We start from the raw sequence: 26996 nt of genomic DNA on the forward strand, positions 1-26996 counted from the left end.
TCATGCGCGAGTTGTACGATTTTTTCGTGTTACTCCATTATCGGAATCCCAACATGCGCGAGTTGTACGATTTTTTCGTTTTACTCCGTTGTCGGAGTCCCTTCACGCGCGAGTTGTACGATTTTTTCGTTTTACTCCGTTGTCGGAGTCCCAACATGCGCAAGTTGTACGATTTTTTCGTGTTGTTCTACTATCCGAATAGCTCCTTGCTCTCGATCGCATACTATCCGATGGGCGATTCGCCTCAATCCCCAATAAGGAGAGATAATTTAATGGCAAAGCCGGACGATCGTTCCGATAATGTGCAGAAACTTCAAAACAGCATTCAGAATACGATGGAAAACTTGGAGGAGTCCGAGCACTACCTGGACGAACATTCCGTCGAACTCTCCCCCGACGAGTCGCAGACGCTCCGGGCGAAAAACGAAAGGCGCCACGAAGCGATCTCCAGCATGCGCAGCGAGATGCAAGACGAAGCCGACGCCAAAGAATAGCCGGAGGTACGGTCTCGCAGACCGTTAGAGCGCCCGAGTTGACCACTTCCAGCGTTGGTACGGTCTCGCAGACCGTTAGAACGCCCAAGTTGACCACTTCCAGCATTGGTACGGTCTCGCAGACCGTTAGAACGCCCAAGTTGACCACTTCGAGCGTTGGTACGGTCTCGCAGACCGTTAGAGCGCCCAAGAAGACCACTTCCAGCGTTGGTACGGTCTCGCAGACCGTTAGAACGCCCAAGTAAACCTCTTCGAGCGTTGCTAAAGCCTCGCAGACCGTTAGAGCGCCCGAAAAGACCACTTCGAGCGTAGTACGGTCTCGCAGACCGTTGCGATCCCGGCCGACAAGAAAATCCCCAGACGAACCGACCACCGCGGTATGTTCGTTCAGGGATTTTCTTTTGCGCTATTATGCCTTGTCCACGTTAAAATATTGCGCTTCCGGATGCGCAAATACCATGGCGGATACGCTGGCTTCAGGTTCCATCATGAAACCTTCGGTCAGTTCGACTCCGATATCCTCCGGCTTCATGAGCTCGAATAGCGGGCCCTGAAGCTCCAGATCTGGACATGCCGGGTAACCGAACGATACCCGAATGCCCTGATATCTCGCCCCAAACCTTTTTTTCATCGTCATGTCGGCGGGATCCGGGAATCCCCAAATATCCCGCATCATATGGTGAACGCGCTCGGCCAGTCCTTCCGCGACTTCGAGCGCCGTCGCGAGCAGCGCGTGGGAACGCAAGTAATCCCCGTTTTCTTTCCATGTTTCCGCCTGTTCCCGCGCACCTTGTCCGGCGGTCACCACGAGAAATCCGACGTTGTCCATTACTCCGCTGTCCACCGCTTTTAAGAAATCCGCGAGGCAGAGGAAAGGTTCCACCTGCTGGCGGGGAAACGAGAACCGCTGCAGTACTCGGGAATGATCGTTCGGATCGTAGATCAAAATATCGTTACCGTCGGATTGCGCAGGGAAGAAACGGTACATCGCCTGCGGGTTCAGCCAGCCTTTCGATTGCGATTGCTTCAGAATATCGTCGACGGTTTCCTTCAGGTTAACGGCTCTCTCGTCCCCCGCCGCGATCAATTCGTCCACATTGCCTTTTAATCCGAGATGATGTCCGAGCAGCATCTGCATATTCACGTACGGCATGATGTGAGTGATCGGATAATCTCGCAACACGTGGCGATCGTAATCTGGCGGCGAGAACACTGGCGCGTCCGGCGAGATGTTGGAACGGCGTGCGCGCGATGCTTCCGGCAGTACCTTCACCGGTTTTTCCGCTTCTTCCGCCAGCTTCGCCTGCGATTCCCAATGCTCCTCGATAATGCGCGCGCGATGGCCTGGATCGCTCAATTTGTTAGCGATGTCGAGCCCATCCATCGCGTCCTTCGCGTAGAGCACGACGCCGTCGTACTCCGGCGCGATTCGGGTCTTCGTGAATTTGCGAGTAAGCGCCGCGCCGCCGACGAGGATCGGGGCGTCTATGCCCGCACTGCGCAAATCTTGAGCCGTCACGACCATCTGCTGCGCGGACTTGACGAGCAGTCCGGACAAGCCGATCGCGTCCGGATTTTCTTTGCGAGCCGCTTCAATAATTTGATCCGGTGGCACTTTTATGCCCAAATTGATAATCTCGTACCCGTTATTGGATAGGATGATCTCGACGAGGTTCTTGCCGATATCGTGAACGTCGCCTTTCACCGTCGCGAGCATGATTTTGCCCTTGACGGCGGATTCCGCCTTCTCCATGTGCGGCTCGAGCTGAGCCACAGAAGCCTTCATGACTTCCGCGCTTTGCAGCACTTCGGCGACGATCAGCTCGTTGTTATTGAACAAACGACCGACTTCCGTCATTCCCGACATGAGCGGACCGTTAATAATCTCGAGCGGCGCATACTTCTTCAACGCCTCGTCAAGGTCTGGCGCCAATCCTTCTTTGCTGCCTTCGACCACGTAATTCGCGAGCCGTTCCTCGAGGTTGAGGTTTTCGACTTTCGCTTTTTTCTCCACTTTCTTGTCGCGGAAAGCGGCGACGAACGCGGCGAGCGTATCGTCGTTCGTATTGTACAACAACTCCTCGGACAACTTCCTCTCGTGCTCGGGAATCGAAGCGTAACGCTCCAGCTTCTCGGTGTTCACGATCGCGTAGTCCAATCCAGCCTTCGTGCATTCGTATAGGAAAACAGAGTTCAGCACTTCCCGACCCGCTTCTGGCAGGCCAAAGGAAATGTTGCTGACCCCGAGTATCGTCTGGCATTTAGGCAATTCTGTCTTGATCAGCCGAATGCCTTCGATCGTTTCCTTAGCGGAGCCGATGTATTGCTCGTCTCCCGTTCCGACAGGGAAAACGAGCGGATCGAATATCAAGTCTTCGGCTTGTAGGCCGTACTTGTTCACGAGCAGGTCATGGGAACGAATCGCTACGTCCCGCTTATCCTCCCGCGTGATCGCCTGTCCCCGCTCATCGATCGTTCCGACGACGACCGCCGCTCCGTATCGATGCAATATCGGTACGACTTTCTCGAACTTCTCCTCGCCGTCTTCAAGGTTAATGGAGTTAATAATCGATTTTCCTTGAATGTATTTGAGCGACATATCGATGACGGCGGCGTCCGTCGTATCGACCATGAAAGGTACTTTGACTTTCTTCGTTGCGAATTCCAGAAACTGCTTCATATCCGAAGTCTCTTCACGATCCGGATCCTGTAGGCAGATATCGATAACGTGGGCGCCGGTCTTCACTTGGGCTCTGGCAATCTCCGAAGCTTCCTCGTACTTGCCTTCCGCGATCAACCGTTTGAACTTCCGCGAACCGAGCACGTTGGTTCGTTCGCCGACCATATACGGCCGATTGTCGTTCTCGATGTATACCGTTTCGATGCCGGATACTGCGGGCGGATGCTCCCCGTCGATCTTGCGCGGAACCAAGTCTATCATGGCTTCGGCCATGGCTTTGATATGCGCGGGCGTCGTTCCGCAGCAGCCACCGGCGATATTCAGCCAGCCCTGCTCCGCAAAACCTTTCATTTTAATGGCAAGCGAGTCCGGGGATTCGTGGTAATTGCCGTTCTCGTCCGGGAGACCCGCGTTCGGATAACAGCTCACTGCTGACTTGGAGATCGAAGCGAGCGTCCGAATATGATCGCGCATGAATTCCGGACCGGTCGCACAGTTGAGGCCCATCGAGATCGGATTGAGGTGCTCAAGAGAAATATAGAACGATTCGATGTTCTGGCCCGCCAAAGTCGTTCCCATTGGCTCGATCGTGCCGCTGATCATGATTGGGAGTTCTTGGCCCGTCCGCTCGAAAGCTTGTCGTACGCCGATGCTGGCCGCTTTGACGTTCAGCGTATCTTGGCAAGTTTCAATCAAAATGCAGTCGATCCCGCCCTCGATTAAGGCGACGACCTGTTCCTCATAATCGAGAACGAGCTGTTCGAACGTGACGCCTCCGGTCACGGACAACGTCTTCGTCGTCGGGCCCAAAGCGCCTGCGACATATCGCGGTTTGTCGGGAGTCGAATATTTATCGCAAGCCTCCCGCGCGAGCTTAGCCGCGACAAGATTGATCTCTCTTGCTTTCTCGGGAATATCATACTCGGAGAGCACGACTGCCGTAGCGCCGAACGTATTCGTCTCGATAATGTCCGAACCCGCTTTCAAGTAAGCTTCATGAATGTTCGATATCAAGTCTGGGCGGGTCAGAACGAGAATCTCGTTGCAACCATCGAGCTCGTCGCCGCCGAAATCGTCTGCCGTCAAATTCGCTTGCTGAATCATCGTGCCCATAGCTCCGTCAAGGAACAATATACGAGCGTTCAAAGCATCTTGCAGAGACGGTTTAGTATGCGTTAAAGTCATAGATAGGTCTCTTCCCCTGTCTGTTAAATCATTAAACCCTATAGTAACAGAATCCTTACGGTACGAAAAGGTGCTCATCGACAGCATAGAGGAAAAGGACTATAATAAAGGCATAAATTCTTATTGGAGAAAGAGGGATTAAAATGGCTGAAATTCGTATCCGCAATAAGAACGAGAGAATTTCCGGAGAAGCGGAAGTTCGTTCTTTTCTGGAAAAGCAAAACGTCCTGTACGAACACTGGGATACAAGTAAGCTTCCTGCAAACTTGGTAGAGAATTTCTCGTTGACGGATGAAGATAAACAATCACTACTATCTGTATACGACGCAGAAATTCGTGACTTGGCCGGTCGCCGTGGTTACAAGACTTGGGACATTATCGCCTTGTCCGAATCGACGCCCAATCTGCCCGAACTGCTGAAGAAATTCGAGCAAGTTCATACGCATACCGAAGACGAAGTACGCGCCATTACGGCGGGACGCGGAATCTTCATTATTAAAGGCGACGAAGCGACCGGATACTTCGACGTCGAGCTGAGCGCCGGGGACGTCATCTCCGTTCCGGAAGGCCAGCCTCACTTCTTCACGCTGATGGACAACAAAGCGATCGTCGCCGTTCGCCTGTTCATCGAACCAGCCGGATGGGTCGCTGACCCGTACGACGATCCCGCTTTCGTGAAATAAGGTTCGATTGCGATAAAAAGAATGTAATGAAAAAAGCGCCTTTTTGGGCGCTTTTTCTTTATGAATTCAATGATTTCAACAGATCAGACAATTCGGTCAAACTCTTGATTTCGTAAGCAGGAATGATTTCGTCGCTTCGAACCGTATTGTGACGGTTGATCCAGACCGAAGTCATGCCGATCCGGTTGGCTCCGAGTATGTCGGTCGTCAGCTTATCCCCAACCATAATGCCTTCCTCCGGACGAATGCCGATTTGCTCCATCGCATGGGCGAACAGGTTAGACGAAGGCTTGCCTTCTCCGAAGTTGCCTGAGATGACGATCGAATCAAAGTAAGGAATGAGTTCGGGTACACCGTCCAGCTTTTCCTGCTGCAAATCCGGTGAACCGTTCGTTAGCAAAAGCAGCTTATAGCTTTTTTTCAGTTCGTCCAAGATCGCAAATGTTTCTTCATATACGTATTTCAGCTTACGGCGTTGCGCGGGGAACATCTCCGCGAGCTGCAACCCGAGCCCAGGTTGATCGACGCCAAGCGCGGCTAACCCACGAGTCCATGCGTTGCTGCGGTACTCCGGCGCAATCTGTTGCAGCTTGCGAAACATCGGATGCTCTCCGGCTTCAAACTTGCCCCATAACGCTTCGAACGGATTGATGCCGATCATCTGCGTGAACGAGAAAGTTTCGTAGGTTTCATACAGAGCCCGCGCCTCCCGGCGAACGGCCGCCTCCAGTTCGTTCTCGTCGACTCCCGTCGCTTCGGCTCCGTACCGGCAAGTCGCCTTAAAAGCCTCGCTCACGCTGCGGTCATCCCACAGCAGCGTATCGTCCAAATCAAATAATACCGCTTTAACAGACATCTTGCCGTCTCCTCACTTTGCTTTTACTTCCATTTCAATATGATGCAAGTCCGTGAAAGTTTTTAATCTATCGGCCATTCGGTCGATCGGGAAGCGGTTCATCAACCGGGAGAATACCCAGTTCGTGCCTTTGACGGACTCCACAATGACGTAGCCCGGCTGAATGACGATCTTGCGAATTTCGGTCGGGCGCAAAGTTTTGTATCCGGTAAACTTGCGCGTTTCCAACGTATCGCGAGATACGGACAAATACGGACGTCGGAAATAGTAGAACACGGCAAGCAAGACGTAACATCCGATCGTTACCCAGAATAAGGTGGGATCTTGTACAAATGAAGTCGACCACGGCTGAGAAAGGGTAATATAAAACAAAATGAGTAAGAACAACAGAGTGGGAATGACATAGTTCCGGCCTTGGAAGCGGTCGATCTGCTGCGTGCTTGTTGTTAACCCTTTCTTGCCATCTTTTTTGCGCCGTTTGTTAATCTGTTTCGTATTTTTCGTTACCATGCGTTCCCATGAGCGGGACATAATGATCCTCCTCGGCGCTATGCGCTTTTGCTTTCGTGAGATAAAGAAGGGTTAATGCTTGATCGTTGGTTCGTCCACGACTTCGATGCGGTCGAGCTCTTGACGGAAGTTTTGTCTGAATACCGTTAGATACTGCTTGCGAAGACGATCACGCTCCGCCGTTTCGCTTTCGGTTAAACCCTCTGATTTATTTTTACGCGATAGCTCGTTTATACGCTGAATCAAATGATCCATATCCATTGCTGTCTCACTCCCTTTTTGGCATCTTCTCTACTTTGCCACTTTCGCCGATAGATTGTCAAGAAGCGCCGAACGACAAATAGACCGGGTAGCCCGGTCTCTATAAGTCGCCTTTAACTTCACTTAAGGCAATATATTGGTAGGGATAATGATCTCTTGTCCGCTCGTCAAATTGGACGAGGACAATCCGTTCCGCTCAAGGATCTCATGGACGGCTTGACGCGTATCGATCGTCGGGTTCTTATAGGATCTGGCCAATTCCCACAACGTATCGCCGGAATCGACGGAAATGACTTGCTCTCCGTTCGAGGGTGGCACGATTTCTCCGGAAGATGCGAACGTGCGCATAAAGGTGATTCCGCTGAAAAGAATACAAAATGCGAACAGGAAGAACAAGCCCTTGCCTATCTTCAAGTGGATCGAAAAGCCAGCCCCTCTCGAAGAGCTGCGTTCGGACATGCTTCTCTTCGTCCGGCTAACTACCGAAGAAGATGTTGTTCCTGCCGCAATCCATGAATGCACCATTATACCCACCCCAAACGTTTGTTCTGGTTTGAGAATAACACGAACATACGTTCATGTCAATCATTTTTCGGAACACCCGTTCTCTAGAACGAGTGTTTGTGCGAACTCGAGTTCTGTGTTATAATTTGTCATCATGAGTTATTACATAGGGAGGGTTTGGCGTGTCTAAAATGTCGAATCGCCAGAATTCCATACTTGAATTCATTAAAAGTGAAGTTCGCGAGAAAGGTTATCCCCCGTCCGTTCGCGAGATCGGCGAAGCCGTGGGGCTCGCATCCAGTTCGACCGTGCATGGTCATCTTGACCGGTTGGAGAAGAAAGGACTGATCCGTCGCGATCCGACCAAACCTCGTGCGATCGAGATTTTGGGGGACGAAGACGACTCCGTGTTGAAGTTTTCGGCCGCCGTGCGTCCCATTCCCCTTGTCGGGAAGGTTACGGCGGGCGTTCCTATCACTGCGACGGAGAACATCGAAGAGTATTACCCGCTGCCTGTAACCATGATCGGCGATCAGCCCGTATTCATGTTGTCCGTTATGGGAGACAGCATGATCGAAGCCGGCATTCATAACGGCGATTATGTCATCGTCCGCCAGCAGCCAACCGCAGTCAACGGCGACATCGTCGTCGCCATGACGGACGATAACGAAGCGACGGTCAAAACCTTCTATAAGGAGCGCGACCATATTCGCCTGCAGCCGGAAAATTCCAGCATGGAACCGATTCGGTTGCCGAACGTCAGCATTCTCGGCAAAGTCATCGGCTTGATCCGTTCCTTCATGTAGCACGATTTATCCAAAACCATACGCAAGCCAAGCAGCCCGTTGCAGATTTTACATCCGCAACGGGCTGCCTTTTACATTTTGGCCAACAATTTCCTAGCAACTTTCGATGTTTATGATACGATTGGACTAATCAACTTTATTCGGGGTGAGCATTTGTACTCAGAACACCAGGTCGCGCACAACCGGATCGGTTCAGCGGTCGCCAGTTTGATCATGAGCATCTTCGGGGCATTCCTTCTCATCGCTTTTTTTTACGGATTGATGCATTATCGTTATTACGACGAAGATCGTACTCCGCTTGGAATTCTGTTCGTCCTGTTGCTCACGATCGCTTGCAACTATTTCACGTACCCTTTCGCGTTAAAAGGTATGCGCTCCACATCCGGTAAAGGACTGGCAATTGCCGGATTAACGATTAATTGCATCCTTTCCGCAGCTATATTAGGAAGCATCGCGTTTATGGTCTTTATCTATTTTACGTTTAGATCCTGAAGCTGCTAATTTGCCGCCCCCCCCCCCCCCCCCCCCGCCATTGTCGCAAAACGCGTCAATGGCGGGGGCTACTTCTTCATACACCTTCTCATTGCTGCAAAAAGCAGCAATGGCGTGGTTCTTCGCTACATGTAGACTGTCATTGTTGCAAAAAGCAGCAATGAACGATACTTCCGCCCCGTATGCCTAACTATTGTCGCAAAATGCGTCAATGACGGGCCAACCACATCTATCGACCGGTCTAACGGATGCCAGCGCCGTTAATTCATCGAAATCTAGGCTGCTCAGAATCTTACGGAAGTCAGAGACCTTATTCAGACCCAAAAGTATGAATTCGGCCTTTTTCTAAAGAATAGCGGCGTCTCGTTCCGTTAGATTACCTATCGGCGGAAAATCGGCCATATAAGTGCGGCTATTTCCGTTAGCGAGGATTGTTAATCGGAATAGTTTGCTCTACACCCCACAGCATTGTCGAAAACGATAATGACGAAATAGAGGTTACCGAAAGGGAAGGTGCGTAAAGTTCATACCGTAAACGCCTATGAGAAAATAGACTATCGCCACCAGCAACAACCAGCAAAAAATGTTGAAGGGGTTATCCCATATGTTGAATCGGTTTCTTATCCAATTGAATAGCGGCTTCATCTAATACCCTCCCGCCTCATAACAAAATCCCCCGACCAAGCAAAGCCGGTCGGGGGATTTCCTATTTTAATACATCGTCAAATATTGATCGCGTTCCCATTGATGGACTTGCGTCCGATACATATCCCACTCGATTTCTTTCAACTCGTAGAAGTGGCTGAGCGCGTGATCACCGAGCGCATCGCAAACGATGTCGTCGCGCAGAAGTTCGGCTAAAGACTCCTTCAAGTCGATCGGCAGGCTCGGAATGCCTTCCTCGATCCGCTCTTCCTCGCTCATCACGTAAATGTTGCGATCGACCGGGGCCGGAATCGGAAGTTTGTTTTGAATGCCGTCCAAACCTGCTTTGAGCGTCACGGCGAGCGTCAAGTACGGATTGGCCGCCGGATCCGGGTTGCGCAGCTCGATGCGCGTGCTTAATCCGCGGGAAGCCGGAATCCGCACCATCGGGCTCCGGTTGCTGGCCGACCATGCCACGTAACACGGCGCTTCGTAACCGGGGACGAGGCGTTTGTACGAGTTTACGGTCGGGTTCGTGATCGCCGCCATACCGCGGGCGTGCTTGAGCACTCCGGCCATATATTGGCGCGCTATAACGCTTAAGCCCAACTTATCGTTCGGATCGTAGAACGCGTTCTCGTTGCCGCGGAACAGCGATTGATGGCAGTGCATGCCCGAACCGTTCATGCCAAACAACGGCTTAGGCATGAAAGTCGCATGAAGGCCGTGCTGGCGCGCGATCGTTTTGACGACCAATTTGAACGTTTGAATCTGGTCGGCCGCTTTCACAGCGTGGGCATATTTAAAGTCGATCTCGTGCTGGCCGGGAGCAACCTCGTGATGGGAGGCCTCGATCTCGAAGCCCATCTCCTCGAGCGTGAGCACGATATCGCGACGGCAGTTCTCGCCCAAATCCGTAGGGGCCAAGTCGAAATAACCGCCTTGGTCGTTCAGTTCCATCGTTGGATTGCCTTTATCGTCGGTTCTGAACAAGAAAAACTCCGGTTCCGGTCCGACGTTCATCGTCGTGAAGCCCATTTGCTCCGCTTCTTCCAATGCGCGCTTCAGAATGCCGCGCGGATCGCCGGCAAAAGGGGTTCCATCAGGCATATAGACGTCGCAGATCAGACGCGCGACTTTATTTTCGGTAACCCACGGGAATACGACCCAAGTGCTGAGATCCGGATACAGGTACATATCCGATTCTTCGATGCGCACATAACCTTCGATGGAAGAGCCGTCGAACATCATTTTGTTGTCGAGCGCTTTCTCAAGCTGGCTGACCGGGATCTCGACGTTTTTGATCGAACCGAGCAAATCCGTAAATTGCAGGCGAATAAAACGTACGTTCTGTTCCTTGGCGATCCGTGTGATGTCTTCGCGAGTGTAGGTCATAAAGCCTCCTGTTACCTTAACTTATTTGTTTTTGTAGAAACGGGAAAGCTCTCCTTGGATCAAGGAAACTTGGCCCGGTCGTTTGCCGGTCATAATCTGTTGCTTCAACATGCGATGCAATTGGGAATCGGTCATCTCCCGTCTCTTCACTTCGGACACTTCGTTAATGATCGTGCTTTCGTTCTCGTCCTGACCGACTGGATTCATAACTTGTTTAATTCCTGCGATGTTGACGCCTTTCTCGATCAAGGATTTGATCTCCATTAATCGCTCGACATCGTTGAATGAAAATAAACGTTGATTGCCGTCCGTGCGGGCGGGCTGAATCAGTTCGTGTTGTTCGTAATAGCGGATTTGGCGAGCGGTCAGGTCGGTCAGCTTCATTACGATGCCAATCGGAAATAACGCCATATTCCTGCGAATCTCGTCGCCCATCTCATACCAACCTTCCAACTTAACATGTTGTAATCGAAATCAGTTTCATTGTACCTTCGGCCCCAAAACATGTCAATGCATGTAAGGTTTTCGGCGCATTAACTTACAAAAATCCGCGCTCCCAGAGCGACTTCACCGCCAATTTGACTGCATACTTCACATGCGCATATGTAAGCCCGCCCTGCATGTAAGCAATATACGGTTCACGCACCGGCGCATCCGCGGACAATTCGAGGCTTCCGCCTTGAATGAACGTGCCGGCCGCCATGATCACGGGATGCTCGTACCCCGGCATATCCCATGGTTCCGGTACGACGTGCGCGTCGACGGCCGCGGCCTTCTGGATCGCTTGCACAAAATGGATCAAAGGCTCCGCACCGGAAAAACGGATCGCCTGGATTAAGTCCGTGCGCGGATCGTCCCAGCGCGGATGCGTATCGAACCCTAAGTTCGCGAATATCGCGGACGCGAAAATGCTGCCTTTCACGGCCTGGCTGACTAACAAAGGCGACAAGAACAACCCCTGGAAAATGGAACGGGTCGTCCCGAGCATCGCACCGACCTCTCCCCCGATTCCCGGAGCGGTTAACCGATAGGCGGCAAGATCGACGAGATGCTGCTTGCCGACAATATATCCTCCGCTCGCTGCCAATCCGCCGCCCGGATTTTTGATGAGAGAACCCGCAATCAGATCGACGCCGACCTCGGTCGGTTCCTTCTCTTCCGTAAACTCCCCGTAACAGTTATCGGCGAATACGATAGCATCCGGGCGCAGTTCCTTAACTCGCGCCGCCATCTCCGCGATCTGTTCAATCGTGAACGACGGGCGCCAATCGTACCCTCGCGAACGCTGGATCGCGAACACTTTCGTTCGTTCCGACACCGCCGCGGCGACACCGTCCCAATCCACGCTTCCGTTCTCAAGCAACGGAACGATCTTCGTAGTCACTCCCCAATCGGAAAGCGAACCCAGTCCGTCCCCCGGCTTGCCGATCACTTTATGCAGTGTGTCGTAAGGCTTCCCCGTAATAAATAAAAGCTCGTCGCCGGGGCGCAAGCATCCGAATAAGGCCGCCGAGATCGTATGCGTGCCGGACACAAGATGCGGCCTGACGATTGCGGCCTCCGCTCCGAACACGTCCGCGTATACGAGATCCAACGTTTCCCTTCCGCTGTCGTTATAACCGTAACCGGTCGACGGCGCGAAATGAAAATCACTGACCCGATGTTTCTGGAAGGCTTGAATGATTTTCCATTGATTCCTCTCCGCGATGCGATCGAGAAGACGAAAACGCGGAGCTATTCGCTCTTCGGCCGCCTCCGCCCATTGCTCCCATTGCCGTTCATATTGCTCGTGTTCCATTGCTTGCATGATGCTCTCCTTTAATATGCGTCTCTTCCGATGATGGGGTCGCGATTATTCGATTACACGATACTCTTCCAATGCGCGGCCGGATTTCTCCATGTCCGCCGGATTGAGTCGGACCGACATGCAAAGCCAGTCTTCGTCCGCGTCCTGCTCCATTACCTCGCCGACCCTGTACGCCAACGCCGCGAGATCTCCTCTGGCCGCCGGAATGCGAAATCTGGCGATTTCTCCGAGAATCCGATCCTCGATCGCCGTGCGAAGGCGAGCCATGTCGTCCTTATCGAAGGCGCTGACGCGAATCGTATCCGGACCGCCCGCCAACATCGACAGCGATTCTTCCGTACCCAAATCGATTTTGTTATACACGAGCAATGTCGCTTTGCCTCCCGCCCCAAGCTCGCGCAAGACTTCCTCGACGACTTTCGTTTGCCGTTCGCGCATCGGGGAAGACGCGTCCACGACGTGCAGGAGCAAATCTGCCTCTGCCGCTTCCTCCAAAGTCGCGCGAAACGCGGCAACCAAATCGTGAGGAAGATTCTGAATAAATCCGACCGTATCGGTAAGGACGATCTCTTTGCCGCTCGGCAATTCCAGACTCCGCGATGTCGGATCGAGTGTCGCGAACAGCTTGTCTTCCGCGAGTACGTCCGCATCCGTCAACTGTCTAAGCAGGCTCGACTTGCCCGCGTTCGTATAGCCGACAAGCGCGACCTGCACGGCGCCGACTTTGCGACGGCGCTCGCGATGCAGATTGCGATGGGCCGTTACCGTCTCGAGCTGACGCTTCAATTCGGTAACTCTCCGCCGAATATGGCGGCGGTCCGTCTCCAGCTTCGTCTCTCCCGGCCCCCGGGTACCGATTCCGCCTCCCAGGCGCGACAGGTTTTTCCCATGGCCGGAAAGCCTTGGAAGAAGATAAGAAAGTTGCGCCAGTTCAACCTGCAGGATGCCTTCGCGGGTTTTGGCCCGTCCGGCGAAGATGTCCAGAATCAATTGCGTGCGGTCGATAATCTTTAAGTCGAGCGTCTCTTCGAGGTTTCGGACCTGGGCGCCGGACAGCTCTTGATCGAAGATCGCCGTCGTCGCCCCTGTCTCCTCCGCAAGCGCCCGGATTTCCTGGGCTTTGCCCTTGCCGACGAAATACTTATTATCCGGGACGTCCAGGTTCTGCATGACGGAACCGATGACGGCCACCCCGGCCGTATCGGCCAAGGAAGCCAACTCCTCCATGGAGTGTACAGGATCCGCCCCGGACCTTTTAACTGCGTCCGTAACTAGACTGACGAGCAAAGCTCTCTCCTGTCCGCCCGTGTTCGTCTCATATGTGCTTTGTATCATCCGTTTACCTCTTTCCGATTAGGCTTAAAGCCCGCGAACGTCCTCGGGCCGTAGAGCCATCAGCTCTTGCCGGCCAGGCGAGGCAACCGGATACTGCGATAACAATCGAACCGCTTGGTATCGAATCGCTCTCTCCAATACGTTCCGGACGAATCTGGCATTGCTGAAATCATAGATCGCATCCGTCTTCTCTTGAACAAGTAATTGTCGCAGCTTATATATTGTCTGCGGCAACAACGTATAGTCTCTGTCTTTGGTCATTCCTTCGGCGATCTGGACGAGCTGGTCGACGGAATAGTCGGGAAAAACCATTTGAATCGGGAATCGAGAGGGAAGTCCGGGATTGGTCATCAGGAACGTCTCGATCTCGAGCGTGTACCCGGCTAATATGAGCACGAATTGATTTTTGTAATCCTCCATCGCCTTTACGAGCGTATCAATCGCTTCTTTCCCGAAGTCCTTCTCTCCTCCGCGGGCCAAGCTGTACGCTTCATCCACGAACAAAACCCCGCCCAGCGCCTTTTTCACGAGCTCCCTTGTCTTCTGTGCGGTATGTCCGATATACTCGCCGACTAAATCCGCTCGCTCCACTTCGACGAGATGGCCTTTCGCGAGCAAACCCATGCTTTGAAACAGCTTCGCCAATAAGCGGGCGACCGTCGTCTTGCCCGTGCCTGGATTGCCTTTAAAAATCATGTGATAGACGTGCGGCTGTGCTTGCAAGCTCGCTTCGCTGCGATATTGCATGATTTGAAGCAAGGCATAAATCTCGTACACGAGTTCTTTAATATCGTCGAGCCCGACCAAGCGATCCAGTTCCTTCTGCCATTCCGCCCATGGCCCCGATTGCGGAAGCGATTTGAGATTGCCCGAAGAATCCGCCGCATTGGCGTTGCCGAGTAATGGATCATGATCCGCATTGCGCAGTATGACGTTGATTTGCCGGGAGGGCCTTTTCTGCGCGGCCGAAGCTTCCCTGGCGTCCGATGCGCCCGCTCTAGCGTTCATCAAGCTTCACCCCATATGGCTTGTGTCGACGAATATGCCGCAATACCAATGTATTCGGTTCGTACGATCCCTAGTCATAGGAACGGCTTCATGAGCAGCCATTTCGTATAAGCCAATACTTCCCTGCTCTCGTGAAAGGCCATATTGAGCACTTTCGAATCCGTCACGCTTACCTGAACCGGATCAAAACCGACCTTACGCGCAATGTCCGCGGCTCTCGATCCGTGATAGCTATGCGTAACAATGACGGCGGTATGCCAATCGCGACTATCCATAATGTCCTGGGCGAAGATCAAATTCTCGTACGTGCTGCGGGATAAAGAGTCCATCACGATGGACTGTTCGGGAACGCCTTGCGCCAATAGATAATCGCGCATTCCCTCCGCCTCGGTGACCGTCGCGCCGCCGGCATCGAGACCGCCCGTCACGATTAAGTCGTGAAACGTACCGTTGCGGTACAATTTCAACGCCAAATCCAGTCTCTCTTTTAACCCCGGACTCGGCTCGTCGTTCCATAATCTCGCTCCGAGCACGATACCGACGTCGGACGGGAGCGGTTTGCCTCCTTTGGGAACGCCGTCGAAACGAACGATCATGATATAGATCGACAGGCACCAAATGAGCAGGGCTGCAGCGCATATGGCAACGAATACAGACAATCTTCTTAGCCATTTGCGGCGAGGCCGGGTCGATCGCGACAACGAACCGGAGGCGATCATGCTTTTCGACGATCCGCGCATTATCCGTTTCCTTTCTCCCATCCCAGTTTCTCCAGAAGCGATCGTCTATGCTGAATACTCATATCGAAATACGGGAATTTGTTTTGATTGATCAGATCGAGCAGCCGATTCGCCGTTCGTTGGGCCATCGCGGAATCGCGGGGCGTAATCTGCCCTTCGTCCAGAGCCTCCTCCAGTTCGTCCTCGTCGAGCAGAAGTTTTTCTCCTGTCGGCAGAACAACGATGTCCAGGAACAAATCATCGAACCAAGGCACTTGCTGATCGGTCAGTCCTTGTATTTTGCATATATCGATATACCATTGCACCACTTGTCCTTTATCATCGAACATCGTCGTCACCACGAAGTGTTCGCCCCGGGGAAAATGCTGCATCCACAAGTATCCGCGATCTGCCAAACACATTCTTTTTCCGTTATATTCCTTCCACAGTGGATCGCGTAGTTCGTGTATACGGTACAAAGTGACGAAACCTCTAAAATGAGGCTCATCCATCGGAATGCATGCATAACTCTTCTTCAAGATTCGCCGCCAATTGGCCCGATCTGAAAATTTACGTTTCATCGCGTCTTTCCTTTCCGTCCGTTCAACCGTTAGTGGGTGTACACGCGTTGCCGATCGCAATTCCTGAAGCGCGCAAAGGCAACTCAATATAATCAAAGCTTACCACAAGTTGCCTTGCCGAACCAGTTTCCCCCGCCGTATCGCTGCCCGGGAACATGAAAAAACCGGGCTCGTCTCGAGCCCGGTCGATCAATCGGATTGCATATTGCTTCTATTGCAAAGGAACGTCTCCCTGAACCGAGTTCAGATTTTCGCCCGGCGGCTGCCAAGAATCCGGATTGTCCGAAGGAATCGGCGACTCGCCCTCCGAAGGCGGCGACGGCGACTCGCCCGGAATGTTGATATCGATCGGAGGCCCGGATGGCTCTCCCGACTCGTCCGGTGGCGTGTTTCCATCGTTCTCGTCCGGAGGAGGCGTGTTGTCCATTCCCGACGTAATCGTAACGGTAACCTTTTCCGAAGGGGCACTCTCCTGATTGGAGGACGCTTGATACGCCGTTACGTAATACGTAAACGTCTGATCCGGCAGCAACGCCAGATCGTCATAAGCCGGATCGCTTACTTCGGCGACTTTGCGGAAATCCGGTTCCCCGGCTTCTTTACGATAAACTTTGTACGTGACGTTATCGCCTTCTACCGGGTTCCATTTCAGTTCGACGCTGACGGATTCCGGCATGTAAGCCGCCATCAGACCGGTAACGGCGCCGACCTTCTCATCTTCCTGTAATCCGGAAGGCACGGGGAAGCTTTGTTTCTTATAATTTTCGAGCACTTTGGACATGACCGCGGAGAACATCGACGCCGCTTGTCCGCTGCTGCCGTCGAGCAGATGGGTTTTGTCCGTTTTATCGTAACCCATCCAGACCGCCGCCGTAAGCTCCGGCGTATAGCCGACAAACCAGACGTCGCGGTTTTTGCTCGTTTTGTAATCCGGAATACCTGCTTGGGTCGTTCCCGTCTTGCCTACGACTTCGCGTCCGCTGATGGCGGCCCGTGTTCCGGTTCCACCCTTCTGGACGACGCCCTTCAACAACTCAGTCACATAGAAGGATGTGTTCTCCTTCATAACTTGCTTGGCATTCGATTTGAATTCGTATATGACTTTGTTTTTGTTATCGGCGATCGCCACGATGCTGTGAGGATCCTGAAGCTTGCCGCCGTTGGCGAACGCCCCGTAGGCTCTGACCATCTGCAGTGGAGTTACTCCGCGCGTCAGTCCGCCGAGCGCCACGGCCAGGTTGCGGTCTTCCTTATCGAGCTTAATGCCAAGGTTATCCGCGAACGCAAGCCCTTTCCCGATGCCGATCTCGTTAAGCAGCCATACGGCAGATACGTTGCGGGATTCCTTGATCGCCTGACTCATCGGGATATCGCCCAAATATTTATTGCGGTTGGAGTTCGACGGGCAATAATTGCCGAAACATTTTTTGACGTCCTGAACGGTCGACCACGGGAAATACTTCCCGGTCTCGATCGCCGGCCCATAATCCATAATCGGCTTAAACGACGATCCCGGCTGGCGTTGCTTCGTGACGCGGTTCCAGCCTTGCGTCTCGTAGTCCCTGCCGCCGACCATCGCGATCAGCGAGCCGTCGTGTTGGTCCATGATGACCATCGCGCCCTGGACTTTCTGCTCGTCGACGCTTTTCTCGAAACGGTCGTTGTTGGCGAATTCCTTCTCCATGGCGTTCTGCGCTTTCGTATCGATCGTCGTCGTGATCTTATAGCCCGCGCTGCGCAATTCTTCTTCGCTCAGCCCGGTTCTTTCCTGCGCTTCGTCGAGCACGTAATCGATGAACGAAATATACTTGTCGTCCGCTTTGCTGGACTTGGACGGTTTGTATACGTGTTTCGCAGCTTCGTCCTTTTCCTTCTCCGTAATGAGCCCCTGGTCGTACATCAGCTTGAGCACGACGCCCCGCCGATCCATCGATTTTTCCGGATTATTGATCGGATTGTACACGCTCGGCGCCTTAGGCATGCCTGCGAGAGTGGCGATCTGCCAGATTTTCAACTCATTGAGATCGGTGACGTCGAAATAATATTTCGCCGCGGTTTTGATCCCGTACTGCCCCTTGCCGAAATAAATCCGGTTCAAGTACAGCTCGAGGATTTCCTGCTTGCTCTTCTGTTGCTCCAGCGCCAAAGCGATCGACGCTTCGGTTCCTTTACGGAATACCGTCTTATCCGCGTTCAGGAACAGGTTTTTGGCAAGCTGCTGCGTAATCGTGCTCGCTCCTTCGACGGCGCTCCTGGCGATAACGTCCTTCACGAGCGCGCGGCCGATTCCAAGGAAGTCTACCCCGCCGTGCTCGTAGAAACGTTTGTCCTCGGTCGCGACGAACGCGTCTTGCAAAAGCTTCGGAATTTCGTTGACCGGCACGACTTCCCGGTTCCCTCCGGCCATGGCAAGCTTCGCGATCTCATTTCCGTTTCTGTCCACGACGATGGAAGCTTGATCCAAATTCAATTTATTTTCGTTCGCGCTAAGGATGCGCTGTCCGTTCAGAATAACGAGCAAATAACCGACAACGGCGATGACCGCGGCGAATAACAAAATAAAAAACAGCCAGATCAATGCCGCCTTTTTGCGTCCTTTGCGCGGGCCTTTTCCCTTGCCTTTCCCGCCTTTGGCTTTTTTCGTATTTCTAGTTGTCTGACCCGATGGGATCGGAACTTCAGGATGGTTCATCGTGTTCTCCCCTTCTATCCGTAACTCTCTCTCTAGTCTTTAATTTAACCAACAATAAGGACAACAACCAATGTTGTAAAAGAAAGAACAACCCGGTTAGCGGGTTGCTCAAGTGCCGGCCTATTTTCTTAGACGCATATGGCTAGGGAAAAGTTTCACTTCCTCGCTTCCCGAACCGGGAGCGATCCTTCGGCCAATAACGATCATGAAGAGAACGCAACCGTCTCCTTACGACGCTGGATCAGTTATCCGTGCCGTTCTCCTGCTGCATGAGGGACACGTTGCGCTGCGGCATAAACGTGCTGATCGCATGCTTATACACCATCTGCTGGCGACCCTCGCTGTCGATCACGATGGTAAAGTTGTCAAAAGCGCGGACGATGCCGCGAATTTGAAACCCGTTGGTCAAATAAACAGTGACCGGAATGCTGTCTTTGCGAAGTTGATTAAGAAAGGTATCCTGGATGTTAATGGACTTGTTCATTGGCCGTAAACCCCCATCGCCACAAATATTTATGAACAAATATATTCGTTATCAATCTGAAACTTTCCTGCTATTATAGCACAGATCTCCGGGAAAAGTGCGTTGTTTTTTGAACGGTCTGCGACATCGACCCAATCGAGCCCTTGCATATGCCGAAACCAGCTCAATTGACGCTTGGCGAAGTGCCTCGTATCCCGCTTCAAAATCGTAACCGCCTCGTCGTAGTTCGTCTCCCCTGCCAGGTAGGCCGCGATCTCCTTATAGCCGAGTCCCCGCATCGATACGGCGCCCCGCGGTATGCCCGAATCCAGCAGCCCGCGAACCTCTTCCACAAGGCCTGCCTCAAGCATGTCGTCCACACGCGAATCGATCCGGCGATACAACTCCTCCCTCTCCATCGTGAGCCCGATCAAGCAAAGCCGATAGGGGGAACGCTTCACGTCTCCCCGGGATTGATCCTGTATTTCGGACAGAGGTTTGCCCGTTAACCGAAACACTTCCAGCGCGCGAATGACCCTACCTTCGTCATTGGGATGCAGCTTGGCCGCGCTCCCCGGATCGACGGACTTCAACCGGTCGTGCAACGCTTGCGATCCTTCGTCTCGCGCGAGCGCCCTCATCTCCGCCCTGAACGGCTCGTCCGCCCCGTACTCTTGGAAGCGGAAGCCGTAACAGACGGACTCCACATATAATCCCGTCCCCCCGACGATAAACGGCAAACGGCCGCGTTGATGGATTTCGTTGATTTTATCGTTGCACAGGCTTTGAAATTCAGATACGGAAAAAGGATGCTCGGGTTCGCAAATATCGATGAGATGGTGCGGAATGCCTGCCATCTCGTCCGGCATCAGCTTTGCAGTGCCGATATCCATTCCGCGGTACACCTGCATGGAGTCACCGCTAATAATTTCCGCGTTAAACGCTTTGGCCACTTGCAGGCTGAGTGCGGTTTTGCCGACTGCGGTCGGACCGACCAGCACCAGCAAACGCGGTCGATTGTCTTCCGTTTCATTACTCAATCTCAATCACTCCGTATGCGACTGCGGACGAAGAAACCTTGGCGAGCGAAAAGCCCAGCTTCTCGAACCGCCCGCTGTCTCTATGGTCTTTCAGAACGACTTTCCGGCGGGCGACGCGTCTGGCCTCCTGCACGGCTTTCTCCGTAAGCGTGCCGTGAGCCGCCAACGAACGAAGAGGGACCATCGAGCTTGAAGCCGATACCGGCTTCTCGAACATCGGGTCGAAATATACGATATCCGCGCTGGCGTCTTCCATGCATGGAAGAATTTCCTCGTAACTCCCGCTAACGGTTTCGATCGCGCGCATGGCACGGTCGACGTCGGGAACGCCGGACTCGTACGCGAGCAAGCCTTCCCGGACGAGTGCGTGCATCGTTTTGACCGTCTCCAGGGCGATGACTCTTCCTTTGTCGCCGACCGCGTAGCTAAACACGATAGAATCCGAACACAGCCCCGCCGTGCAATCGAGAACCGTATCCCCCGGCGAAACTCCGGTTACGGACAGCAGCGTATCCTTACCGCCTGCGAGCAAGCCTTTAATCCGGACGAGCGCCATGCTCGGGTGAAAATAAAAAGGCAGCTCGCCTTCCGCCACGAGCCGGATGTCGCGAGGTCCAACGACGACAATTTCTTTTTCCCCTAACTTCGTATGCAAAGCGCGAATCGTTCTCCCCGCTCTGGGAACGTACGCCGCCTGAAGCTCTTCAGCCAAGCGCTCGGCCCGCTCTACGGCGTTGCCGGACGGACGATCCGATGTCGTTACGATCAAGACGTCACCCGCTTAAACATTTTCTCGAGCTCGTAGGTGCTGAAACTGACGACGATCGGCCTGCCGTGAGGGCAAGTATAAGGCTGTTTGCATTCCCCAAGCCTTTGCAAAAGCTTCTCCCCGGACTCCCTCGTCAAAGCTTGGTTAGCTTTGATGGAGGCTTTGCAAGAGCACATGATTGCCGCCTTCTCCCTAAGCACGCGTAGATCCACGCTTCGCTCCTGGATGATCCACTCCGCCATCTCGCGGACGATTGCCGCTTCGTCGCCGGACGGAAACCAGTGAGGCACGGCCCTTATGATAAAGGTATTGCCCCCAAAATCCTCCATATATACGCCAGCGCTCTCAAAGGCTGCTAACCGGCTGCGAAGCACCGTGCATTCGTCGGGCGCGAATTCGAGCGTCACCGGCAGAAGCAGCTCCTGGCTGGCTTCCTCCGGTCTGCCGAACTTATCGTAATAAAATTCGTAATGAATGCGCTCATGGGCGGCGTGCTGGTCGATCAAATATAAACCGTTGCTATTCTGGGCCACGATATAAGTCCCATGCAGTTGCCCTATCCAACCAAGCTCCGGAAAGTCCGGGACTTGCGGTTTCACCGCCGGAGCGGCGAAAGCGGCTTTCCACGTCTCTTCGGGAATCGGCTCAGACAGCGCCTGACGGCCGCTGTCCCGCTCCCGCGTAGTAGATGAATATTGTCCTGCTTGCGGTTTCCACGCGTAACCGGACGGACTTTCCCCAACGACCGATTCTCGGGGCGAAGGAGCCGCAGTCCCGCTTGAGTGCTCTTGCGGCGCGGCCGCAACTTCTTGCTTCGCGAGCGCTGCGGGAACCTCGGAATCCTCCGCGGTGACTGGCGGAACCTGGAAGCGAATCTGCTCCTGAACCCACATATTCGTTTTGGGTGTGCGCGTCGCAGCGCCGGAAGGAATATAAGCTTCCGAGCTCACCGCTTTTTTAACGGCACTCTCCACGAACGCCCGCAGCTCGTTTTCTTTGCTGAAACGCACCTCCAGCTTGGCCGGATGCACGTTGACATCGACCAGAGACGGATGCATTCTTAAGTCCAATACCGCTAGCGGGAAGCGATGCAGCGGCAGCAGCGTATGATATGCCTGCATGACCGGCTGCATCAGCGCCTGGCTGCGAATGTAACGTCCGTTCACAAGAAAAGTCAATGCATTGCGATTGGCTCTCGTCTCGGTGGGCATCGCCGTTAATCCGTGCAAAGCATAATCCGGATTTTCATCCTTCAGTTCGATCATCGCCTTTGCAGACGACGTTCCGTAGATGGCCGCAACGACCTGCCGCAGTTCCCCGTTCCCGGGTGTGCGCAGTAGAAGGTTGCCGTTATGGGAGAACGTAAAAGCGATATCCGGGCGGGCCAGCGCTTGGCGATAGACGATATCGGACAGATGGCCGAGCTCCGTCTGTATCGTTTTCATATATTTGAGCCTTGCGGGCGTATTGTAGAAAAGATCTTTGACGATCATTTCCGTCCCCTTCGGCGCGTTCGTCTCGCGATTCGCTTTGACGGCGCCGCCTTCAATCTCGAGCAGTTGGCCTAGCCCGCCATCGTCGGTCGAACTGACACATTTGACTTTGGCTACGGCTGCGATACTGGGAAGCGCTTCTCCCCGGAAGCCAAGCGTGGCGATCTGGAACAAGTCTTTGCCCGTCGAGATTTTGCTCGTAGCGTGCCTCTGGAAAGCTAGCAGCAGGTCGTCGGGCTGGATCCCGCTGCCGTTGTCCGCAACGCGGAGCATGTGCAGGCCGCCTTCCTCTGCGGATACGTCGATACGGCTAGCGCCGGCGTCGACAGCATTCTCGATCAGTTCCTTCAGCACCGAAGCCGGTCGTTCGACGACTTCTCCCGCCGCGATCTGATTCGCCAAATGTTCATCGAGAGAGCGAATGATCCCCATACCGTCCCCACTCCTTTCCGATTGTGATGATCCCCTTTGCCGGCGCGTCGTTTAACCGATGCTCAGCTTGAGCGTGTCGCCGGATGCCGAATACGTCAAATCAGGGAACCATTTTTTGAGCCACTTAACATCGACATTCGATTGCCCGTCCAGAATCCTAAGCTGGGCGTCGTTCGTCTTGATCGAGACTTTACGGTTCCCGTTGTCCAGCTTGTACGTATGGCTTTTCGCGTCATAAGTCAGTTGCGCGCCGACCAAAGTCGCGGCCAGTTTGAGGTTGACGTACCATACGTTGTTTTCTTTTCGGATCGCACCCGGCTGCGCCGAACGAATGCCGTTCACCGTCAAGCCGCCTTTGCCGGAAGTGATCGATACCTTCCTACCCCCGGCTTGACGGTATGCTTCGATCAACTGTTGCGCGTAACCGTTCAGCACAAGATCGGGCGTCAAGCCGACTTTGTCGACTTTTTTGCCGAGCGGGGTGTAATACTCTTGAATCGTTATTTTCAGAACGCCGCCGCTCTTCATTTGGATGAGCGACTGAACAACGCCTTTACCGTACGTTTTCGTACCGACGAGTTTGGCGACACCGTAATCGCGCAACGCGCCCGAAAGCAGCTCCGAAGCGCTGGCCGTATTGCCGTTTACGAGAATGACGACCGGGTAAGGCTTTGCAGAGCCGGTGATTTCGAGGGGCTGATCCACCCCATCCCGGTCTCGCATGTGGGCGAGAATGCCTTTCTCGATGAATAGACCGGCAATTTCCTGAGCTGCATTCACATAACCGCCGCCGTTATTGCGCAAATCCAGCACAAGCGAGGTTAATCCGTTTTTCTCGAGGTTTGCCAATTGGCGTTTGACTTCTTTGCCCGAGTCGGAAGTAAATCCCGACAGAGCTAAGTATCCGATTCCCTTATCCAACATGCCGGTCGTGACGATCGGCAAATGGACCGATTTGCGCGTAATTTTGAATTTCAGCGTTTGGCCATTGCGGGATACGCTAAGTGCGACAACCGTACCTTCCGCGCCGCGCAGCTCGGACTGGATCTCCGCGGTTGATTTGCCTTTGAATGATTTTCCGTCCGCACTTACGAGCGCATCCCCCGGCAGTATGCCGACCGAAGCGGCGGGACTGCCCGGAATAACGTCGTCGACATAGACGATCCCTTTGTCTTCAGCCATGACGATGCCAATTCCGACGAATGTCTGTTCAAGGTCCGAATTGAACGACTCCCATTCGTCTTCGTTGAAATACTTCGTATACGGGTCGTGGAGCGCATTGACCATCTCTTCAACGTCTTTGTCCACAAGATCGTTATCCGCAGGTTTGCTGAGATGATATTGTTCAAGTAGTTCCCGCACTTCCTCCGTCTGTACGGCGCTTGCGCCCAGCGCAGCCGGAACGTAGACGAAAAATAAGGCGAACGTGAGAAGTATCCCGATTGAAGCTTTTATTTTTTTGAAAAAGTTCATCCGTGTTCACCGCTTTCCGTCAATTGGTTTCTCGCATCGTTCAACCATTCCAAAGCCTGCATCGGCGTCATTCTCATCACGTCGAGCTTTTTCAGCTTCTCCAGCACTTTGTCTCCGGCCGGCGATTTGGCGGCCTTGGCCTTAGGCGCCGCTTCAGGGAACAGGCTTAGTTGTTCGATTTCTTTGTTAGCAACCGGTTCCGGTGAAGGAGCGCTGTACGCTGCCGCTGCTTCCCGCGCCGTAACATCTTTGGGAATATGTCCCTCGACATCAACCGTGCCGCGATCGTTCAGTAGCGAATAAGCTCTGGAGACGATTGTATCCGGCAAGCCGGCCAACTGCGCGCAATAAATCCCATAGCTGGAATCCGCCGCTCCAGCAACAAGCTTGCGAAGGAACGTGACGCCGTCCGCACTTTCCCTGACCGCCATGCATCCGTTGCGGAGTCGGGGTAGTGAGCTTTCTAGATGGGCCAGCTCATGAAAATGCGTCGAGACAAGCGCTTTGCAGCCGATATGGTGATGTACGTATTCGATTACCGCTTGGGCAATCGCCATCCCCTCGTCGGTCGAAGTGCCCCGTCCCAGCTCGTCGATAATGATCAAGCTTCTCGAAGTGGCTTGTTCCGTCATCACTTGGATGTCTTTCATCTCAACCATGAATGTGCTTTGGCCGCCGACCAGGTCGTCCGCCGCGCCGATCCGGGTGAATATCCGATCGACGAATGGCAATACCGCGCGCCGTGCCGGAACGAAACAACCGATCTGCGCCATCAAGCAAATCATCGCCACTTGTCGCATGTACGTGCTTTTACCCGCCATGTTCGGTCCCGTAATTAATAGAATCGAACCTCCAGAGACAGTTAACGACGTATCATTGGCGATAAAAACGCCGTTCTCGTTCACCGATTCCACGACCGGATGCCGCCCGTCTTCGATCGTCAGATCGTAGCCGTCGCCATCGGTCCAGCTTGGACGCGAATATCTGCGTTCCGCGCTCGCTTCCGCGAACGATTGCAGAACATCCAACGTCGCGACGCTTTCGGCGAGCCGCTGCAGACGGGCCATCTGTTCGGCGATCCGATCGCGCAAGGCGATGAACGTCTCGTACTCCAGATCGAACATCCGATCTTCCGCTTCCAGGATGAGCGCTTCCTTCTCTTTCAGCTCCGGCGTGACGAAGCGCTCGGCGTTCGCGAGTGTTTGCTTCCGCTCATAGCGGCCTTCCGGCAAGCTGGCCAGATTAGAACGGGTGACTTCCAAATAATAGCCGAACACTTTATTAAACCCGATCTTCAGCGATTTGATTCCGGTAACCTCGCGTTCCCGGCGTTCCAGCTCGGCGATCCATTGCTTGCCGTTCTGGCTCGCTTCGCGAAGCTCGTCGAGCTTCTTGTCGTAGCCCGCGCGAATGATTCCGCCTTCCTTAAGCGTAACCGGCGGATCGTCCGAGATCGCGTGTTCGATGGCGTCCGCGATGTCCTCGCAAGCGTCCATCCGCTCGGCCAACGCGGTTAACGGAGCTGTGCCAAAGCTATGGCAAAGCGCTTGTACGGTCGGGATTCGCCTGAGCGAATTGCGGAGCGCGTTCAAATCACGGGCATTCGCCGTGCCGTAGGCGATTCTTCCCGCTAGCCGCTCCAGGTCATACACTTCGCCCAACTCGTCTCGAAGTTCCTTGCGTTTGATCCAGTCTCCGTTCAGCGCTTCGACCGCATCCAACCTGCGTTCCGCCTCTTCGCGGTTCAACAGCGGCTGGTCAATCCAGCGCTTAAGGAGACGTGCGCCCATCGCCGTACGGGAACGATCGAGCAAGGCAAGCAAAGAGCCTTTGCGGGAGCGGTCGCGAACCGTTTCTGTCAGCTCGAGGTTGCGTCGCGTGAACGCATCAAGCGACATGAACGACTCGGACTCGTACGCCTTAACTGCACGCAGGTGGGCGAGCGAACGCTTCTGCGTTTCTTCCAAATAAGCGATCAGCCGGGCTACCGCTTGCTGACGAACGGCTTCATGAACGTTCCACGGCTCGTCCGGAAATTGCGACGACAGCTTGGCGAGATCTGCTTCTTCGCGGATCGTCGTCGTCAGCGACCGCAGAGCAGGCGGAGCGACTTGATCGATCGCGGCGATGGACGCCTCGTCTCCCACGGCTTCCGCCGGCCGGTATACGTTCAAAATGTTGTTGACCGCTTCCGGCGATTCCGCGAAGGAAGTTAAATACAGCTCTCCCGTCGTCAAATCACACGCCGCCATACCGAATCTTCCGGTCTGCCGGGCCGCTCCGACGATAAAATTGTTCGAAGCGTCCCCGACCATTTTCGCGTCCATCACCGTACCCGGCGTGACAATGCGAACGATCTCCCGTTTGACGACGCCTTTCGTGCTGGCAGGGTCTTCGACCTGCTCGCATACGGCGACTTTGTAGCCTTTTTCGATCAATCGGGCTATGTAACCTTCCGCGGCGTGATGAGGCACCCCGCACATCGGCACCCTTTCTTCCTGTCCGGCGCCGCGGCCAGTAAGCGTAATCTCCAACTCTCGCGACGCTGTAATCGCGTCCTCGAAAAACATTTCATAGAAATCGCCCAAGCGGAAAAACAGCAAAGCGTCCTTCGCGGTCGCTTTAACGGATAAATATTGCTCCATCATGGGGGTGTATCCGGCCATGGTCTTC

Annotated in this window: 24 protein-coding genes; 5 read left to right on the forward strand and 19 right to left on the reverse strand. The window is 53.8% G+C overall.

The genetic code is table 11. The annotated features are described in order from the left end of the window. The first annotated feature begins 272 nt into the window (after positions 1–272). Positions 273–494, forward strand: a complete 222-nt coding sequence (gene tlp / locus FPZ45_RS07625; RefSeq protein WP_144700094.1) for a small acid-soluble spore protein Tlp — start codon at positions 273–275, stop codon at positions 492–494. Between the two features lie 38 nt (positions 495–532). Continuing rightward, positions 533–739, forward strand: coding sequence for a hypothetical protein (locus FPZ45_RS07630; RefSeq protein WP_144700000.1), 207 nt, complete (start codon positions 533–535; stop codon positions 737–739). 164 nt (positions 740–903) lie between these two features. On the opposite strand, the gene metH is transcribed toward FPZ45_RS07630, so the two are convergent. After that, a complete protein-coding gene (metH, locus tag FPZ45_RS07635) occupies positions 904–4359 on the reverse strand; it encodes a methionine synthase (RefSeq protein ID WP_144700001.1) in 3456 nt (1151 codons plus the stop codon). A 143-nt stretch (positions 4360–4502) separates the two neighbouring features. On the opposite strand from metH, the gene FPZ45_RS07640 reads away from it, so the two are divergent. Continuing rightward, the gene (locus tag FPZ45_RS07640) at positions 4503–5042 is read left to right on the forward strand and encodes a 1,2-dihydroxy-3-keto-5-methylthiopentene dioxygenase (protein WP_144700002.1); all 540 of its coding nucleotides are present in this window, start codon (positions 4503–4505) and stop codon (positions 5040–5042) included. 58 nt (positions 5043–5100) lie between these two features. Here FPZ45_RS07640 and FPZ45_RS07645 read toward each other — a convergent pair whose 3' ends face one another. The 4 genes from FPZ45_RS07645 to FPZ45_RS07660 form a co-directional block, all read right to left on the reverse strand. Continuing rightward, the gene (locus FPZ45_RS07645) at positions 5101–5898 is read right to left on the reverse strand and encodes an HAD family hydrolase (protein WP_144700003.1); all 798 of its coding nucleotides are present in this window, start codon (positions 5896–5898) and stop codon (positions 5101–5103) included. 12 nt (positions 5899–5910) lie between these two features. Beyond that, positions 5911–6429 carry a hypothetical protein gene (locus FPZ45_RS07650; RefSeq protein WP_144700004.1) on the reverse strand — a complete coding sequence of 173 codons (519 nt, stop codon included), beginning with the start codon at positions 6427–6429 and terminating at the stop codon, positions 5911–5913. Between the two features lie 51 nt (positions 6430–6480). Beyond that, positions 6481–6669, reverse strand: coding sequence for a DUF896 domain-containing protein (locus FPZ45_RS07655; protein ID WP_144700005.1), 189 nt, complete (start codon positions 6667–6669; stop codon positions 6481–6483). 123 nt (positions 6670–6792) lie between these two features. Next, complete coding sequence (locus FPZ45_RS07660) at positions 6793–7194, reverse strand: LysM peptidoglycan-binding domain-containing protein (RefSeq protein WP_144700006.1); 402 nt, start codon at positions 7192–7194, stop codon at positions 6793–6795. Between the two features lie 161 nt (positions 7195–7355). Between FPZ45_RS07660 and lexA the strand changes: the two genes are divergently transcribed. Then, on the forward strand, positions 7356–7979 hold the full coding sequence (gene lexA / locus FPZ45_RS07665; RefSeq protein ID WP_144700007.1) for a transcriptional repressor LexA: 624 nt from the start codon (positions 7356–7358) through the stop codon (positions 7977–7979). Between the two features lie 153 nt (positions 7980–8132). Then, positions 8133–8471, forward strand: a complete 339-nt coding sequence (locus FPZ45_RS07670; protein WP_144700008.1) for a hypothetical protein — start codon at positions 8133–8135, stop codon at positions 8469–8471. Positions 8472–9182: 711 nt separating this feature from the next. On the opposite strand, the gene glnA is transcribed toward FPZ45_RS07670, so the two are convergent. The 14 genes from glnA to mutS all read right to left on the reverse strand — a co-directional run bounded on the left by glnA (position 9183) and on the right by mutS (position 26989). Next, positions 9183–10511: a type I glutamate--ammonia ligase gene (gene glnA, locus FPZ45_RS07675; RefSeq protein WP_144700009.1), complete on the reverse strand. Its 1329-nt coding sequence runs from the start codon at positions 10509–10511 to the stop codon at positions 9183–9185. Between the two features lie 21 nt (positions 10512–10532). Continuing rightward, positions 10533–10946, reverse strand: a complete 414-nt coding sequence (locus FPZ45_RS07680; protein WP_144700010.1) for a MerR family transcriptional regulator — start codon at positions 10944–10946, stop codon at positions 10533–10535. Positions 10947–11049: 103 nt separating this feature from the next. Further along, positions 11050–12309 (reverse strand): methionine gamma-lyase family protein, encoded by a 1260-nt coding sequence (locus tag FPZ45_RS07685; protein WP_144700095.1) that lies wholly within the window; start codon positions 12307–12309, stop codon positions 11050–11052. A gap of 54 nt (positions 12310–12363) precedes the next feature. Continuing rightward, a complete protein-coding gene (gene hflX / locus FPZ45_RS07690; protein WP_144700011.1) occupies positions 12364–13653 on the reverse strand; it encodes a GTPase HflX in 1290 nt (429 codons plus the stop codon). Between the two features lie 24 nt (positions 13654–13677). Further along, entirely contained in the window at positions 13678–14661 is a 984-nt protein-coding gene (locus tag FPZ45_RS07695; protein WP_144700012.1) for an AAA family ATPase, read from the reverse strand. 74 nt (positions 14662–14735) lie between these two features. Further along, the gene (locus tag FPZ45_RS07700; RefSeq protein WP_246120357.1) at positions 14736–15422 is read right to left on the reverse strand and encodes a YdcF family protein; all 687 of its coding nucleotides are present in this window, start codon (positions 15420–15422) and stop codon (positions 14736–14738) included. Beyond that, positions 15401–15961: a ribonuclease FAU-1 family protein gene (locus FPZ45_RS07705; protein ID WP_144700014.1), complete on the reverse strand. Its 561-nt coding sequence runs from the start codon at positions 15959–15961 to the stop codon at positions 15401–15403. Before FPZ45_RS07705 ends, FPZ45_RS07700 begins: the two co-directional genes overlap by 22 nt. A 211-nt stretch (positions 15962–16172) precedes the next feature. Further along, on the reverse strand, positions 16173–18653 hold the full coding sequence (locus FPZ45_RS07710; RefSeq protein WP_144700015.1) for a transglycosylase domain-containing protein: 2481 nt from the start codon (positions 18651–18653) through the stop codon (positions 16173–16175). 241 nt (positions 18654–18894) lie between these two features. Then, a complete protein-coding gene (gene hfq, locus FPZ45_RS07715) occupies positions 18895–19137 on the reverse strand; it encodes an RNA chaperone Hfq (protein WP_144700016.1) in 243 nt (80 codons plus the stop codon). Positions 19138–19166: 29 nt separating this feature from the next. After that, on the reverse strand, positions 19167–20156 hold the full coding sequence (gene miaA / locus FPZ45_RS07720) for a tRNA (adenosine(37)-N6)-dimethylallyltransferase MiaA (protein WP_144700017.1): 990 nt from the start codon (positions 20154–20156) through the stop codon (positions 19167–19169). Further along, complete coding sequence (locus FPZ45_RS07725) at positions 20149–20925, reverse strand: class I SAM-dependent methyltransferase (protein ID WP_144700018.1); 777 nt, start codon at positions 20923–20925, stop codon at positions 20149–20151. Before FPZ45_RS07725 ends, miaA begins: the two co-directional genes overlap by 8 nt. Continuing rightward, positions 20922–22850, reverse strand: coding sequence for a DNA mismatch repair endonuclease MutL (mutL, locus tag FPZ45_RS07730; RefSeq protein WP_144700019.1), 1929 nt, complete (start codon positions 22848–22850; stop codon positions 20922–20924). The genes FPZ45_RS07725 and mutL overlap by 4 nt, the downstream gene beginning before the upstream one ends. A 51-nt stretch (positions 22851–22901) precedes the next feature. Further along, positions 22902–24323, reverse strand: a complete 1422-nt coding sequence (locus tag FPZ45_RS07735) for a S41 family peptidase (RefSeq protein WP_144700020.1) — start codon at positions 24321–24323, stop codon at positions 22902–22904. Next, positions 24320–26989, reverse strand: a complete 2670-nt coding sequence (gene mutS / locus FPZ45_RS07740; protein ID WP_144700021.1) for a DNA mismatch repair protein MutS — start codon at positions 26987–26989, stop codon at positions 24320–24322. The genes FPZ45_RS07735 and mutS overlap by 4 nt, the downstream gene beginning before the upstream one ends. Positions 26990–26996 lie beyond the last annotated feature (7 nt).

This window comes from Cohnella terricola, assembly GCF_007786475.1.
Classification (GTDB): Bacteria; Bacillota; Bacilli; order Paenibacillales; family Paenibacillaceae; genus Cohnella; species Cohnella terricola.